Here is a 14342-nt window from a genome sequence, read left to right on the forward strand (position 1 = left end):
CGGTTGTTGGGCGGGGTGTCGTGATGTCTAGTTTACGGGGCGCTCCACGTTCGGCGCGACGCAACCCTTTTCAGCGGTTGTCGGCAAACGCGCGCAGCGATGCCACCTGCAGGGGATCCAGCGACGGGCGTACCACTGTCCGCGCGGTTTCGACATCGGCGGCGGTGACGTCGGCGGCATCGATGGACCGGCGCATCGCCGCCATCGCGGCCTCACGTAACAGCGCCGTGCAGTCCGCGGCCGAGAAACCGTCGAGTTCGGCGGCGAGTGCGTCCAGATCCACATCGGCGTCCAGCGGAACCGAGCGCGCCGCCGTCGTGAGGATGTCTTTGCGGGCCTGGGCATCCGGGGGTTCGACGAACACCAGACGTTCCATCCGCCCGGGACGAAGCAGCGCGGGGTCGATGAGTTCTGGCCGGTTGGTGGCGCCGAGCACCACCACATCGCGCAGCGGCTCCACCCCATCCAGCTCGGTGAGCAGGGCGGCGACCACCCGGTCGGTAACCCCGGAGTCAAAGCTCTGTCCGCGCCGCGGCGCCAGCGCGTCCACCTCGTCGAGGAACACCAGGGACGGTGCGGAGTCGCGTGCCCGCCGAAACAGGTCGCGGACCGCCTGCTCGGAGGACCCGACCCATTTATCCATCAGTTCGGCACCCTTGACTGCGTGCACCGACAGCCGCCCAGAGCTCGCCAGCGCGCGCACCACAAAGGTCTTGCCGCAGCCGGGGGGCCCGTAGAGCAGGACGCCCCGGGGCGGATCGACGCCCAGACGCTGGAAGGTGTCCGGATGCTGCAACGGCCACAGAACCGCTTCTGTCAGAGCCTGTTTGGTCGCGACCATATCGCCGACATCGTCGAGGGTGATCGACCCGACGGCCACCTCCTCGGTGGTGGATCGGGACAGTGGACGGATCACCGACAGCGCGCCGATCAGATCCTGCTGGTCGAGCGCCGGGGCGCTGGCCTTCTCGCTGGCCCGCGCGGCGGCGCGCAACGCGGCCTCGCGTACCAGTGCGGCAAGATCGGCCACCACGAAACCGGGTGTGCGTGAGGCGATCTCATCGAGTTGCAGATCCTGCGAGGGGACTTTCGTCAAGAGAACTTCGAGCAGCGATTTACGGGTGGCGGCGTCCGGCAGGCTCAGGCCGAGCTCGCGATCGCACAGTTCGGGGCCGCGCAACCTTGCGTCGAGTGCGTCGGGATGTGCGGTGGTTGCGATGAACGCAACGCCGGAAGTAGCCACCGCGGCACGCAATTCGGCGAGTATGAGTGTTGCGACCGGCTCCGCGGCCGCGGGCAGCAATGCGTCTACATCGGATATCAGCAGAACGCCTCCGGACTGCCTCACCCTGCCCACCGCGGCACGGATGGCGGCGAGTCGCCCGTCCGCGGTCGTGGCACCCGCCTCCGGCCCGTCGAGTTCGATGAGCGTGCGCGACGCACAGACGGCACGCGCCAGTGTCGCCTTCCCGACGCCGGCAGGCCCCGATATCAGCACGCCCAAATTGGGTTGTGCCCCCAATGTTTTCAGTAGTTCGGGCTCGTCGAGCGCCAGTTTGAGCCATTCCGTCAGACGTGCGGCCTGTGTCTGCGAGCCCTTGAGGTCCTCTACGGATATGGCCGTGGGCGGTACCGGAGATGGGCCGACCGCGGTGGTGACCTGCGCGGGAGATGCCGGGGCCGGCGGTGCGCCGGAAGTCGATGGGGCCGAACCTTGCCAACTGACCAGCGAATTGGGTTGCACGCTCACCGGACCACCGGGATCGACCGCGGTGACCGTGAGCAGCTCGGAAGTCCAGGTGATGCCCACCGAACGGGCCAACGCCGATGTCGCCTCCGATGTTGATGTGCCGGGTCCGAGGTCGCGCGGCAGCAGCGAGACGGTGTCGCCAACGGTCATCACCTTGCCCAAGAGCGCCAGGCGGAGCGTCGCCGACGAAACCGACTGGGTGGCAAGCGAGGATCCGCTCACGGTGACAGATCGCGCGCCGTACACGGTGACCGCCGCGATGATGACCGAAGCATCCTCACGCAACCCCGCATTCGACAGCGTGACGTCGTCGAGCAGAGCGGTTCCGGCCGGAATCGAGCGCGGGGCAACGCCGACCACCGCGGCCGTCGTCCGCGAGCCGGTCAGCGAGATCGCATCCCACTCCCGGATTCCGAGGGCAGCGATCGCCTCCGGATGTAGCCGGACCACACCGCGCCGTGAGTCGACAGCCGACGTGTTCAACCGCGCGGTGAGAGTAAGGGAGCTCATGGGGCTCTAGCGCGGCCTACCGGGACGACGCAGACCTAGGCGTTCGGCAGTGCGGCGCTTGGGAAGTGCGGCCTGCCGGAAGGCGCGGCGCTGGTCACGGCGCTGATCACGACGCAGGTCGCGGCGTTCCTTTGGTTTGGCATCCCAGGATTCCGGCCGGGCCGCCACCCAGCGCTGGCCGCGCCAGGCGAACGGGATATGTGCCAGGTAGACGACGATCAGCACCAGCAACAGCACGTATGGGTACTGCAGCAGCAGAGCCGCGGCCACCGTGACCAGCGCTAGCAACAGCACCACCATGCGGGGCGGTACCGAGACGGATTTCATGGCGGCGGTGGGTATTTGGCTGACGATGAGCATGGACACAAACACCATCCATCCGCAGATCGTCCATACCGATGACCACCAGCCGTCGCCGAACTGCAGGTATGCGGCCAGCGGCGCCAGCACCATCAGGGCTCCAGCGGGGGAGGGCACTCCGACGAAGTACTCCTTGGTGAACGCGGGTGCGGTGTCGTCGTCGAGCAGGGTGTTGAAGCGGGCCAGCCGCAGCACGATGCAGACCGCGTAGAGAAGGGAAAAGACCCATGCCGTCGGCGTATCCGAGAGCATGGAGATGTACAGCACCACCGCGGGGGCGACGCCGAAGTTCACCGCGTCGGCCAGGGAGTCGATTTCCGCGCCCATCCGAGACGTGGCGTCCAGCAGCCGGGCGATCCTGCCGTCCAGGCCGTCCAGGATCGCCGCCGCGGCGATCAATGTGAGCGAGATGTACGGCTTGCCGTCGAACGCGAATTTGATCGACGACAGGCCACCGCAGATCGCCAGCACCGTCATGACACTCGGCAGAATGCGGATATGAACCGGGCGCTTCGGTACTGGGCTACTGATCATGGCAGCTCGGCCAGCACAGTCTCGGCACCAACGGCCCGCTGTCCCTGCTGGACAAGAATTTTCGAACCCTCGGGCAGATAGGTGTCCACGCGCGAACCGAACCGGATCAGCCCGTAGGTGTCGCCGATGGACAGCTGGTCGCTCACCTTGGCATGGCAGATGATGCGGCGCGCGATGAGCCCAGCGATTTGCACCACGATCACCTCGTGGCCGGCGCGGGTGCGGATCTGCACGCTGTTGCGCTCGTTGGCCACGCTCGCCTCGGCACGGTCGGCGGACAGGAACTGTCCGCTGCGATGGATGACGGCGATTGCCTCACCGGCCACCGGAACTCGCTGCACATGGACGTCGAACACCGACAGGAAGATGCTGATGCGTGGGAGCGGTTCGGCGGGCAGTCCGAGTTCCGGCGGTGGCACCGCCCGGTCCACGAGGCAGATCTGTCCGTCGGCGGCGGCCACCACCACATCGGAGCGGTTGGGGGGAACGCGCGGGGGATGCCGGAAGAATCCGGCGCACGCGCCGGCCAGCGCCAGCCCGGTACCGCGAATCCAGCGGTTCTTGAACCCAAGTGCCGCGAGTCCCAGCCCGCCGGCGATGAACGGAAGACCTGCCGGATGCACCGGTGGGATCGTCGAGCGGATGAGCTCAACGATATGCGGAATGCCGGAATCCGGCTCTGAACCTACGGGGCGGGGGCGTCTTGCCACCGGACCATCCTAGTGATGTGGTCAGTCAGGCGGGTACACACTGATGGCAAAACCAATCGTGCGCTGCGGTCAGGTCAGGTTCCACACGTCGACCCGAGTGCCCGCGGCCAGCTCTGTGACGTCTTCAGGGATATCTAGCAGGCAGTTCGATACCGCCAGCCAGCGCAGGTGATGTGATGCGGGAGGCCCGACCGCTGTCACCGTTCCCGCGTCGGCATCCCAGCAGCCCCGCCGGAACTGCCGTTTGCCGGAAGGAGCCGAGATGGCGTCGGTGAGGATCGCCTCGTGGCGCGCCCGTGCGGGGGCCAAACCCATCGCGGCACGCAGCGGTTCGCGTACGAACACCTCGAATGACACCAGCGCGCTGACGGGGTTGCCGGGCAGGGTGAGCACCGGGACACCGTTGACGTGCCCGGCTCCCTGCGGCTTGCCGGGTTGCATGGCCACCGATACGAATGTGACGCCGGCGTCGCTGAGCGCGTCTTTGACCACCTCGTAGGCGCCCGCGCTGACGCCGCCGGTGGTGATCACGAGGTCGGCCTGCGCACCGAATTCTTCAAGTACGGAAAGAAATTGACCGACGTCATCGGCGACCGTCGGTGCCACCACCGCATCGGCTCCGGCCTCCTGAACCGCAGCGGCGAGCATGACCGCGTTCGACTCGTAGATCTGTCCTGGCCGCAACGGGGTGCCGCTCGGCACCAGCTCGCTGCCGGTTGAGGCGATCACTACTCGCAGGCGGGGACGCACGGTCAGCTCTTCCAGGCCCAGCGCGGCGGCAAGACCCAGCGCGGGCGCATTGAGGCGGGTGCCGGCGGTCAACACGGTGTCGCCGGCCCGCACATCTTCTCCCGCACTTCGGACATGTTGTCCGGCAGTGGCGGCCTGGGTGATGGTCACTGTCTCGGTACCGCCGTCGGTAGCCTCGACAGGCACCACAGCGCTGGCGGCGGCGGGAATCGGTGCGCCCGTCATGATCCGATGGGCGGTTCCCGGTTCGAGGATCAATTCATCGGTGCGCCCGGCGGGAATGTCCTCGGTAACCGGCAGGACTACCGGGTCGGCGGGGCTCGCCCCGGCCACGTCCTGGTATCGAACCGCGTAGCCGTCCATTGCCGAGTTGTCGAACACCGGCAGATTCAGCGGTGCGATGACGTCTGCCGCCAGTACCAGTCGCTCGGCCGCGCCGACCGGTATCCGTACCGGTGCGGGCGCCCGGATCAACTCCGCGACGACTTGCTGGTGCTCGGCGACGGAACGCATCGGATCATTATTGCCCGGGGCCGAGCGCATGCCGCACGCAGGGGTTTTAGCCGAGTTCGGGGTACCCGGTAGGCCCTCGACGTGCGGTGTCCACCCCATCGCGGGAAAATGGCGCCATGACCGTCGGCGGAGTGCTCTTCGATATCGACGGGGTCCTGGTGACCTCGTGGGAGCCGATCGCCGGCGCCACCCAGGCGCTGCGCGCACTGGAGAGTGACGATGTTCGTCGATGTTTCTTGACTAACACCACGTCACGGACGCGCGTGCAGATCGCGGAACTGCTCTCCGCGGCCGGGCTGGCGGTTCCCGCTGATGAGGTGATCACCGCGGCCATGTTGACGGCCGATCATGTGATTGCCCAACACCCGGGCGCGCGGTGCTATCTGCTGAATGACGGTGACATCACCGCCGACATGCCGGGCGTCGACTTCGTCGAATCCCTTTCCGAAGACCCCGATGTGATCATCCTGGGCGGGGCCGGCCCGCAGTTCGATCATGTCGCGCTGAGCCGCGTGTACGAACTGATGGCGCAGGGAGTTCCGATTGTCGCGATGCACCGTAATGCGGTGTGGAGCACGCGTGAAGGATTGCGGGTCGACACCGGCGTGTATCTGGCTGGGATGGAGCAAGTTTCGGGGCGCAAGGCGGTGGCCGTCGGTAAACCTGCACCCGCGGGATTCCAGCTCGCGGCCGAGCGCATGGGGTGCGAGCCGGACCAGGTGGTGATGGTCGGGGACGACCTGCATGTCGATGTGCTGGCCGCCCAGGTTGTCGGCATGACGGGGGTGCTGGTGCGTACCGGAAAGTTCCGCCAGGACATCCTCGACAGGTGGGCCGCTGATCAATACGCCATGCAGCCCGCGTATGTCATCGACTCGATCGCCGACCTACCGGACCTGCTGTCCGCCCTGCCGTGAGCGTGAGGTTGCCTGCGGCACGACGTTGGGCCGCAGGCAATCTCGCTCACATGGTGGGTCGGTAGTGCATGGTGATCTCGACCGGAAGCGCGAACGGGTCGGCGGGCCCGAGGTCGGTGACGATGTTCGTCTGATGTTGCGAACCGGGCGCGATGTAGGTGGTCACCGAGGGTTTGATGCCCTTGGTGTCGATCGCGACCGACTTGGTGAACACGCCGACGGTCTCGTCGGGGCCCTGCGCGGACGGCGCCTTCACTTCGATGACATCGCCACGGTCCTCCAGCCGGGCGTTGTCAGGTAGCCGCACCCCCAACGCGTATGAGCTGGGCCCGATCAAATTGGTGCGGTACGCGGTGATGTCGACACCGCCGTCCACCGGCTTGACGGCGAAATCGTTGTCCTTGCCCGGATAGAACGCGCTGCCGTCCTCGCGCCACGTCGCCGGTTGCAAGGCAATCTCGGCAGGTAGGTGCAGTATCGCGGTGCCGCCACCGCGCGTCGGAACAAAGATTCCGTTGCGCGCGAAGTTCGGCAGTGTGACGCTGTTGCGCTGTTCTGCCGCTACTAGTTTGGGGCCCAGCCCATCACCGAGTCCTTGTGGGACTGACGCGGAAATTCTTGCTCCACCAATGGGGTTGACGCGTGGGGTGTCCGCTGGCATGGCGCCGCCAGGCTGTTGTTGAGGCACCGCGGGCAGCGGTTGGCCGCTGCTCTGCGTCGTCGGGTCCGGAAACTGTGAGCCGCTGACCGGCCAAGGATTGGGCAGTGGCCCGGGGGCCAGCGGATCGGCCTGGGCGGGCGTTGTCGCCAGGACCATGGCCAGCATTGCGGTGCCGACGGTGATGGTGAGTTTTCTGCGGGATGTCATCTCGGCCATGGTCATAGGTCCTTGGGTTCGCCGTAGATGACCTGGGTGTTGTTGCCGCGATCGGTCCGGATCTTGACCGTGGCGTAGGACTGGATCTTCACCTGTCCTCCGCACCCGTCGGCCTCTATGTTCACGTTGGTGACCTCAGAAATTGCCGACTTCTCTCGAAAGTTGATGCGGTCCAAAGGAATCTGTGTGAGTCCACCGGGTTTGAGCAGAACCCGGATGCTGCCGCCGAGGCTGCCCTGCAAGTCTCCGTAGCCAAAGGCGGAACCCCAGCCGCCGCCTCCTACGCCTCCGGCAGTGCCTCCGATGCCGCCGCCTAGCTCGACACCGGGTGAGGAGTCGGTGCGGCAGCCCACGAAGTAGCCGGTTTCCAGCTGCGCGTCTTGGATGGGGGAGTTGCCCTGCCCGGTGATCCGGGCTTCGGACGTCAAGGTGACGCGTGCCTGCCATGAATTGGACGCACCCGCGAGGTTGTCGATGTGGTCGATGATCTCGTTGGTCGTCAATACGTTGACGATCCATCCGGTTGCGGTGACGACCTGCTGCTCCTTGTCCGGCATGACTTGGGGATCTGCGCACGCAAGAGGGGCAGCGGCGACAGCGGCCGAGGCCAGAGCGGCCGTGACTGTCGCTGGTGCGCGCCTCACAGCAAGCATCCTCGGCGAAGCATAGGCACGTTCTTCATTCGATTTTCCTTTGCTTAACGTTAACTGGAGCGCCTGCGGCAGATCGCGATTATTACCCTGTGGGTAATTCGGATAACAAGCGTGACCAGACTATTGCCGCTGTCGCATGCCATGTCAAGTCGAGGAATTAGTTGATTTCTGGGAGTTGACATGATGATAAAGCTAATGCTATTGCGATATTCGCATCTGTTGATATGGATCTTGGCGATGTTTCCTTGCAGGAAGGGTCCGATGATCTCGATTGCGGCGCAGCAGCATACTGGCAAATCTTGAGACGTGGGTTTGATCGCCTTGCTCAAACCTGTCGTACCGGTAGGTGACAATTGCCGGCATGATCGATCACTTCGGTATCAATTGTGCGGATCTGGCTGTGGCGGCAGCGTTCTACGACAAGGTGCTCGGCGTTCTGGGATTCACGCGACAGATGGATTTCGGCGTCGCCATCGGATATGGCACGGACGGCCACGCCCAGTTTTGGATTGGTGGGGGTGACGGTGTGCGAGCCGCTATGGGAGCCAATCGTGAAGTCCATCTGGCCTTTTCGGCTGTGAGCTCCGCGAAGGTTGATGAGTTCTTCGCGACGGCGACGGGCGAAGGGGCCGAGGTGTTACACGCGCCGCGGTTGTGGCCTGAATATCACCCCGGGTACTACGGAGCCTTTGTGCGTGACCCCGATGGTAACAACCTCGAGGCGGTGTTTCATGGAGCGACGCCCGCCTAGGATCCAGGGGTGACGATCGGTGCCGTTGTGACAGTTGACTTTTCGGATAACGGCGGATGCTTGGCGGGCCCCGCGCTTTCAGGCATGACGATCGGCACGGCCGCGGCGTCATGCTGACTGGACGCCCCGCCGTCTGCATCCGAATCCGCACTGGGCGGCCAATCCACATCTGTCGGCGGCCAGCTTTCGGCCTTGTCGCCCCCGGCCGCGGCGGGGGGAGCGCATCCCTGTGCCGCGCCGAAGTCGCCCGGGCTGCAGTTGTCGGCCTGCGCCAGGGAAGCGGGCGCGGCGACCAGAAGCGCACTCAGTATGGCGACCGCGATCAACTTCGCAATCGGGCGAGGTGTACGTGGGGCGCTCATAGGTTCAGGATGTCCCCGTACACGTTCACGCTGTCATCGGATTTGTCCGTGTCGATCATGGCCGTCGTGAAGAACCGGATTGAGACGGGGCCGCCACAGGCGTCCACCTTGACGTGAGCGTCGTGGACCACGATCTCACCGGTGCGTCCCTTGAGTGTCTTCTTGCCCAGCACGATGTTCTTGATCGTTCCCGGGAGGAGATTGACCGAGATGCTCCCGTTCACCTCGGCGTACGGGCCGATCATGCCGAGTAGGTTGCTGCTGCCGGAGAAGCCGGGATTGATGCCGGCATCGGCCCCAACATCCACGCTGCCGCCCTCGCTGAGATCGATCTGACAACCCAGCTGCAGCCCCATGACCAGGCTGCCCGTGTTGACGGGGATGGCCCCGTTGCCGTCGATGCTGGCCGCGGCCTTCCCGGTGACGAAACCTTCCCGGGTGAATGCCGTGGCGGCCATGTTCGGCACCGAGTTGATTGCCATTCGCGTCAGCGATGCGCTCAGGTGCCAGCCGTCGTCGGTAACCGCGGACTGCGTCACATCGGCCACCGGTAGCGGATCCGCGGCGGCCACCCCGGCGCTGAGAAAAAGGAGGGAAATAGCAAGGGCTGCAACAGAAGTAAATTTGTGCACGAACCCGCCTTAGCTGGAATGGGTGGCCACGCTCAGTTATCCGGCAGCGAGCATATTGACCTGGGCTGTGAGATCGCTGGCGTCGAACACCGGGAGAACTGTGAATGCGCGGGGTGGGCAGCGAGCTGGATCTGGGGCAGTATGCAAGCGTGACCGTGCACTGGACCACAGCCGATATTCCTGACCAGACCGGACGCGTTGCCGTCATCACCGGAGCCAATACGGGCCTCGGCCTGGAGACGGCTCGTGCGCTGGCAGCCGCGGGAGCTCAGGTTGTTCTCGCTGTGCGTGATCTCGACAAGGGTGCTGCCGCCGTTGACGAGATCACGAAAACTGTGCCGGGCGGTAACGTGGCGCTGCAGCGGCTGGACCTGTCGTCCCTCGCGGACATTCGTGCCGCCGCCCGACAGCTGGGCAGCGACTACCCGCGGATCGATCTGCTCATCAATAACGCGGGTGTGATGTATCCGCCGAAGAGCACCACGGCCGATGGGTTTGAGCTGCAGTTCGGCACCAACCACCTGGGCCATTTCGCGCTCACGGGGCTACTGCTGGAGAATCTCACCGCCGTGCGCGGATCGCGCATTGTCACCGTGAGCAGCAACGGTCATAAATTCAGGGCCGCAATACATTTCGATGATCTTCAGTGGGATCGTGGGTACAGCAGGGTGGGGGCCTACGCGCAGTCCAAACTGGCGAATCTGCTGTTCACCTACGAGCTGCAGAGACGACTGGTGGCGGCGGGGGCCGAGACCGCGGCGCTGGCCTCGCATCCCGGCGCGTCCGGCACCGAGCTGATGCGCCACATCACATTCGGGCCCGAGGCCTTCACCGAGGCGGCGCTGAAAATCGCGCAGAGCCCCGCGATGGGAGCGTTGCCCAGTCTGCGGGCCGCCACCGACCCGGCCGCGATAGGAGGCCAGTACTACGGGCCGTCGGGTTTCGGAGAGTTTCGTGGGTATCCGAAGGTTGTCAGATCGAGCAAGCAGTCCCACGATGTTGCTCTGCAACAACGACTTTGGTCAGTGTCGGAGGAGCTGACCGGGGTGGATTTCCCTCTTTAGACAAAGAAGTTGTCGTGGTCGATGAACCACTGGGTACGCTGTTCATCGGTCATATCGGCGAGTGCGCCGAAGCCTTCGAAGTACTTCTGCCGGGGCGCTCCCGGCGCGAACAGCATCAGCATGGAAGCCGCCTCATCCGAATCCTTGTGGAACGCGTGTAGACCGCCGGGCGGCACGAACAAGAAGTCGCCCGCGGTCGCGTCGACCCAGCTTTCCCCGTTGTACAGCCGCCAGCTCCCGGAGAGTACGAAGAATGCCTCGGACATGGCCTTGTGGAAATGCGTTGCGGCACCAAAACCTTTGGCCGGTCCGGCATCGATGCGGTACAGCCCGTAGTCGCCGGATGTCGACTGCTGGGTGGCCAGATAGGTGTACTGGACGTTGCCGTTGTCGGGGGCGTAGTCGGGTGGATCGGTGGCGGGTCTGAACGTCGCGCTGATCTCGCCGGTGTCGCCGTGATACCGAGGCTCGGGGTATCCAGAAACGATCAGTGACATGCATGTCACGCTACGCGCGTTAGAACTCCCGGTGAAGGGTGCGGACCGCGTCGATGCGTTCCTTGAGTTGATCACGCGTGGCCGCCGCCACGGGCGGTCCGCCACAACGCCGTCGCAGTTCGTTGTGAATCCAGCCGTGCGGTTTGCCTGATTTGAAGTGCGTGGCCGATACCAGCGCGTTCAGTTCGCGCCGCAGCTCGCGCAGCTGGCCGTGTGTCGAGGTGATCTCCGGCGGCACCTCACCCGATGCGGTGCGCTTGGTGATCTGCTCTTCTTGCCTGCGCCGCAACAGGTCTCGCATCTGATTCGGATCGAGCAACCCGGGAATGCCGAGATACTCGGCCTCTTCGTCGCTGCCCGCCGGAGTTGCGGTGCCGAACGACGCGCCGTCAAAGATCACCTGATCCAGCTCGGCGCTGGCACTGAGTGATTCGAAGCCCTTCTCTTCCTCGCCAGGCTCGGTGCGCTTGCGTTCCACCGGTTCTTCGTCACCCATGGGTTCGCGATGCGGCTTGCCGAGCACGTGGTTGCGCTGTTCCTCCAGCAGGCTGGCGAGCTCCAGGAGGGTGGGTACCGAGGGCAGGAAGATGCTGGCCGTCTCACCGGGCGCCCGTGACCGCACGTAACGTCCGATCGCCTGAGCGAAGAACAAGGGTGTGGAGGCGCTCGTCGCGTAGACACCGACTGCCAGCCGCGGCACGTCGACGCCCTCGGACACCATGCGCACCGCGACCATCCACTCGCTGGTGCTCTTGGAGAACTGCGCGATGCGATCCGAGGACTTCGGGTCGTCCGAGAGCACCACGGTGGGTTCGCTGCCGGTGATCGTGGTCAGCAGCTTCGCGTAGGCACGTGCGGCCTTCTGATCGGAGGCGATGATCATGGCGCCCGCGTCGGTCATGCCGCCCTTGCGCTTCTGTAGCAGCCGCGCGTGGGCGGCGCGCAGGACGGCGGGTATCCAATCGCCGTTGGGATCCAGGGTCGTGCGCCAGGCACGTGCGGTCTGCTCGGCGCTCAACGGTTCGCCGAGGCGGGCGGCGTGTTCCTCACCGGCGCTGTCACGCCAGCGCGCCTCGCCCGAGTACGCCATGAAGACCACGGGGCGCACCACGCCGTCGGCCAGTGCTTCGGAGTAGCCATAGGTGTGATCGGCCTGAGAGCGCTGGTATCCGGCGCCGTCGGGTTCGTAGTTGATGAACGGGATAGGGCTGTCGTCACTGCGGAACGGCGTCCCGGTCAACGAAAGGCGCCGGGTGGCGTCGTCGAACGCTTCGCGAACGGCCTCGCCCCAGCTCTTGGCGTCGCCGGCGTGGTGGATCTCATCGAAGATGACCAGCGTCCGGTGGTTCTCGGTGCGCACGCGGTGCCGGGTGGGGTGGCTGGCTATCTGTGCGTAGGTGACAACGACGCCGTGAAACTCCGAGGAGGTCTGCGAATCGGAGTTGCTGAATCGTGGGTCAAGGGACAGGCCGAAGGAGGTGGCGGACTCGGCCCACTGCACCTTCAGGTGTTCTGTCGGCACCACCACGGTGATCTTGTCGACGGTGCCGTCGGCCAATAGCTCGGTAGCAATCCGCAGGGCAAATCTCGTTTTGCCTGATCCCGGGGTTGCGACGGCGAGGAAGTCCCGGGGTTTGGCGGCCAGATACCGCACCAATGCCCTGCGCTGCCAGCCCCGCAAGGTATGGGTGCTGGGCGCTTCTACAGCCCGCACCCGATGGACTCCTAACTGATCGGACTGCAGACTAGCGCAACGGATTACGGGAGTGCATCCCGACGGGCGTGGCGAGCACCGCGTGTCGTGTCGGCAAAGCGACAATCCGCACAGTGCCCGCCACTTTCCGTTCAGCTCACTTCACCGGGAAGACCACGTCGGTGAGTTCTTCGGATACCGACCAGAGTCGACGCTGCAAATCGAGGTCATAGGACTGCTCGCTCGACGCGACGACCTTGGGGTTACCGCGTTGTTCCATGAATCCGTCGGGGCCGTAGTACTGGCCGCCCAGGGCGGCCGGGTCGGTGGCGGCCCGCAGCGTGGGCAGCGCGCCCATGTCCGCGCCCTGGACCAGCAACGGCGCCACGACATTGAAGACGGCCCGGACCCACAGGGGGGAATTGCGGGCCAGCTCGGTGTTGGAGCCGCCGGGGTGTGCGGCCAGAGCGGCGGTGTTGGTGCCCGCCAGGCGGCGCTGCAGCTCGTAGGTGAACAGCAAGTTGGCCAGCTTGGACTGCCCGTAGGCGGCGACGCGGTCGTAGTTGCGTTCCCATTGCAAATCGTCGAAGTGGATGGCGGCGCGGATGCGGTGCCCGATGCTGCTGACGGTCACCACGCGCGAGCCCTCGACAGGCAGTAGGTGGTCCAAGAGCAGGCCGGTGAACGCGTAGTGACCCAGGTGATTGGTGCCGAACTGCAGCTCGAAGCCGTCGGCGGTGGTGGACTTTTCCGTCCACATGACGCCGGCGTTGTTGATCAACAGGTCGATTTTGTCGTAGCGCGACTTGAGTTCATCGCTGGCCCGCCGGATCGACTCCAGCGCGGACAGGTCCAGTGACTGCAGCCTGACGTCGGCGTTTGAGTGGGCGGCAGTGATCGCGTCGGCCGCGGCCTGTCCTTTTTCGGCGTTTCGTACCGCGAGGACGACATGGGCGCCGTGTGCGGCGAGGGCCTTGGCGGTCTCCAGGCCGAGTCCGGTGTTGGCGCCGGTGACGATGGCGACGCGGCCGCTCTGATCGGGGATGTCGGTGGTGTTCCATGTGGTCATGGGGACTCCTTGAGTAGGATCTCTAGTAACCGGGGCGGTTACTCCGTTTACGAATATACGGAACGTGCGCCCCGTTTTGTCAAGGCGTCAAGGAGTGTGAGATGGATCAACCCGCCCGTCCCCTGCGGGCCGATGCTGCCCGCAACCGTGCGCGGGTGCTGGAAGTCGCCTACCAGACATTCGCCGAAGAGGGACTTGGTGTTCCTATCGATGAGATCGCGCGACGTGCGGGCGTGGGCGCCGGGACCGTATACCGGCACTTTCCCGCCAAGGAGGACCTGTATCGCGCGATCGCCGAAGATCGCATGGGCAGCGTGGTGACCAAGGGCCGCGAACTGCTGGAGGCCGTCGACCCGGGCGAGGCGTTGTTCGAATTTCTGCGTTCGATGATGGACTGGGGTGGCACCGACCAAGGGCTGGTAGACGCCTTGTCGGGCGCGGGTATCGATGTTCAGGCGCTCATTCCGCAGATCGAGGAATCCTTCTATGCCCTGCTGGGTGATCTGCTGCGGGCGGCACAACAGGCCGGCACGGTGCGCTCCGATGTGGGCGTGCATGAGGTGAAGGCACTGCTGGTCGGTTGTCAGGCCATGCAGAGCTACAACAAGGACGTCTCGCAGCAGGTGACCGATGTCGTGTTCGACGGGCTGCGGCCGCGCCGCTAGTCAGGGGCGGTTAGCTTCGCTACCTTGAACAAATC

15 protein-coding genes are annotated in these 14342 nt (G+C 65.1%); 4 read left to right on the forward strand and 11 right to left on the reverse strand.

Annotation, left to right across the window (positions count from 1 at the left end):
* Positions 1–70: 70 nt before the first annotated feature.
* The 4 genes from ABG82_RS03810 to moeA all read right to left on the reverse strand — a co-directional run bounded on the left by ABG82_RS03810 (position 71) and on the right by moeA (position 5127).
* Positions 71–2260, reverse strand: a complete 2190-nt coding sequence (locus ABG82_RS03810) for an AAA family ATPase (protein ID WP_043080217.1) — start codon at positions 2258–2260, stop codon at positions 71–73.
* A gap of 6 nt (positions 2261–2266) precedes the next feature.
* Positions 2267–3154, reverse strand: a complete 888-nt coding sequence (pssA, locus tag ABG82_RS03815; RefSeq protein ID WP_043080216.1) for a CDP-diacylglycerol--serine O-phosphatidyltransferase — start codon at positions 3152–3154, stop codon at positions 2267–2269.
* Positions 3151–3864, reverse strand: a complete 714-nt coding sequence (locus tag ABG82_RS03820; RefSeq protein ID WP_043080215.1) for a phosphatidylserine decarboxylase — start codon at positions 3862–3864, stop codon at positions 3151–3153. Before ABG82_RS03820 ends, pssA begins: the two co-directional genes overlap by 4 nt.
* Before the next feature lie 69 nt (positions 3865–3933).
* A complete protein-coding gene (gene moeA / locus ABG82_RS03825; protein ID WP_043080227.1) occupies positions 3934–5127 on the reverse strand; it encodes a molybdopterin molybdotransferase MoeA in 1194 nt (397 codons plus the stop codon).
* Positions 5128–5243: 116 nt separating this feature from the next.
* On the opposite strand from moeA, the gene ABG82_RS03830 reads away from it, so the two are divergent.
* The gene (locus ABG82_RS03830) at positions 5244–6044 is read left to right on the forward strand and encodes an HAD-IIA family hydrolase (RefSeq protein WP_043080214.1); all 801 of its coding nucleotides are present in this window, start codon (positions 5244–5246) and stop codon (positions 6042–6044) included.
* Between the two features lie 46 nt (positions 6045–6090).
* Here the strand turns inward: ABG82_RS03830 and ABG82_RS03835 are convergent, their stop codons facing one another.
* Entirely contained in the window at positions 6091–6912 is an 822-nt protein-coding gene (locus tag ABG82_RS03835) for a hypothetical protein (RefSeq protein ID WP_131676351.1), read from the reverse strand.
* A gap of 11 nt (positions 6913–6923) precedes the next feature.
* A complete protein-coding gene (locus tag ABG82_RS03840; RefSeq protein WP_043080213.1) occupies positions 6924–7574 on the reverse strand; it encodes an MspA family porin in 651 nt (216 codons plus the stop codon).
* Between the two features lie 361 nt (positions 7575–7935).
* Between ABG82_RS03840 and ABG82_RS03845 the strand changes: the two genes are divergently transcribed.
* On the forward strand, positions 7936–8325 hold the full coding sequence (locus ABG82_RS03845) for a VOC family protein (protein ID WP_043080225.1): 390 nt from the start codon (positions 7936–7938) through the stop codon (positions 8323–8325).
* On the opposite strand, the gene ABG82_RS03850 is transcribed toward ABG82_RS03845, so the two are convergent.
* Positions 8322–8687: a hypothetical protein gene (locus ABG82_RS03850; protein WP_043080212.1), complete on the reverse strand. Its 366-nt coding sequence runs from the start codon at positions 8685–8687 to the stop codon at positions 8322–8324. The genes ABG82_RS03845 and ABG82_RS03850 overlap by 4 nt on opposite strands.
* Entirely contained in the window at positions 8684–9286 is a 603-nt protein-coding gene (locus ABG82_RS03855) for an MspA family porin (RefSeq protein ID WP_052511135.1), read from the reverse strand. The genes ABG82_RS03850 and ABG82_RS03855 overlap by 4 nt, the downstream gene beginning before the upstream one ends.
* Before the next feature lie 182 nt (positions 9287–9468).
* On the opposite strand from ABG82_RS03855, the gene ABG82_RS03860 reads away from it, so the two are divergent.
* The gene (locus ABG82_RS03860) at positions 9469–10383 is read left to right on the forward strand and encodes an SDR family NAD(P)-dependent oxidoreductase (RefSeq protein WP_078343938.1); all 915 of its coding nucleotides are present in this window, start codon (positions 9469–9471) and stop codon (positions 10381–10383) included.
* Here the strand turns inward: ABG82_RS03860 and ABG82_RS03865 are convergent.
* From ABG82_RS03865 to ABG82_RS03875, 3 genes are all read right to left on the reverse strand, one after another.
* Positions 10380–10880: a cupin domain-containing protein gene (locus ABG82_RS03865; RefSeq protein WP_043080209.1), complete on the reverse strand. Its 501-nt coding sequence runs from the start codon at positions 10878–10880 to the stop codon at positions 10380–10382. The two genes, ABG82_RS03860 and ABG82_RS03865, sit on opposite strands and share 4 nt — an antisense overlap.
* A 19-nt stretch (positions 10881–10899) precedes the next feature.
* Positions 10900–12594: a DEAD/DEAH box helicase gene (locus tag ABG82_RS03870; RefSeq protein ID WP_043080208.1), complete on the reverse strand. Its 1695-nt coding sequence runs from the start codon at positions 12592–12594 to the stop codon at positions 10900–10902.
* Positions 12595–12730: 136 nt separating this feature from the next.
* On the reverse strand, positions 12731–13642 hold the full coding sequence (locus ABG82_RS03875; protein ID WP_043080207.1) for an SDR family NAD(P)-dependent oxidoreductase: 912 nt from the start codon (positions 13640–13642) through the stop codon (positions 12731–12733).
* A 101-nt stretch (positions 13643–13743) separates the two neighbouring features.
* On the opposite strand from ABG82_RS03875, the gene ABG82_RS03880 reads away from it, so the two are divergent.
* Positions 13744–14307 carry a TetR/AcrR family transcriptional regulator gene (locus ABG82_RS03880; protein ID WP_043080206.1) on the forward strand — a complete coding sequence of 188 codons (564 nt, stop codon included), beginning with the start codon at positions 13744–13746 and terminating at the stop codon, positions 14305–14307.
* Positions 14308–14342 lie beyond the last annotated feature (35 nt).

Source organism: Mycobacteroides immunogenum (assembly GCF_001605725.1).
GTDB lineage: Bacteria > Actinomycetota > Actinomycetes > Mycobacteriales > Mycobacteriaceae > Mycobacterium > Mycobacterium immunogenum.

What these genes read in the sequence shown, in the direction of transcription:
- ABG82_RS03810 (WP_043080217.1), bottom strand. Translation starts at nt 2,260, where the DNA reads ATGAGCTCCCTTACTCTCACCGCGCGGTTGAACACGTCGGCTGTCGAC.
- pssA (WP_043080216.1), bottom strand. Translation starts at nt 3,154, where the DNA reads ATGATCAGTAGCCCAGTACCGAAGCGCCCGGTTCATATCCGCATTCTG.
- moeA (WP_043080227.1), bottom strand. Translation starts at nt 5,127, where the DNA reads ATGCGTTCCGTCGCCGAGCACCAGCAAGTCGTCGCGGAGTTGATCCGG.
- ABG82_RS03830 (WP_043080214.1), top strand. Translation starts at nt 5,244, where the DNA reads ATGACCGTCGGCGGAGTGCTCTTCGATATCGACGGGGTCCTGGTGACC.
- ABG82_RS03835 (WP_131676351.1), bottom strand. Translation starts at nt 6,912, where the DNA reads ATGACATCCCGCAGAAAACTCACCATCACCGTCGGCACCGCAATGCTG.
- ABG82_RS03840 (WP_043080213.1), bottom strand. Translation starts at nt 7,574, where the DNA reads ATGCTTGCTGTGAGGCGCGCACCAGCGACAGTCACGGCCGCTCTGGCC.
- ABG82_RS03845 (WP_043080225.1), top strand. Translation starts at nt 7,936, where the DNA reads ATGATCGATCACTTCGGTATCAATTGTGCGGATCTGGCTGTGGCGGCA.
- ABG82_RS03850 (WP_043080212.1), bottom strand. Translation starts at nt 8,687, where the DNA reads ATGAGCGCCCCACGTACACCTCGCCCGATTGCGAAGTTGATCGCGGTC.
- ABG82_RS03865 (WP_043080209.1), bottom strand. Translation starts at nt 10,880, where the DNA reads ATGTCACTGATCGTTTCTGGATACCCCGAGCCTCGGTATCACGGCGAC.
- ABG82_RS03875 (WP_043080207.1), bottom strand. Translation starts at nt 13,642, where the DNA reads ATGACCACATGGAACACCACCGACATCCCCGATCAGAGCGGCCGCGTC.
- ABG82_RS03880 (WP_043080206.1), top strand. Translation starts at nt 13,744, where the DNA reads ATGGATCAACCCGCCCGTCCCCTGCGGGCCGATGCTGCCCGCAACCGT.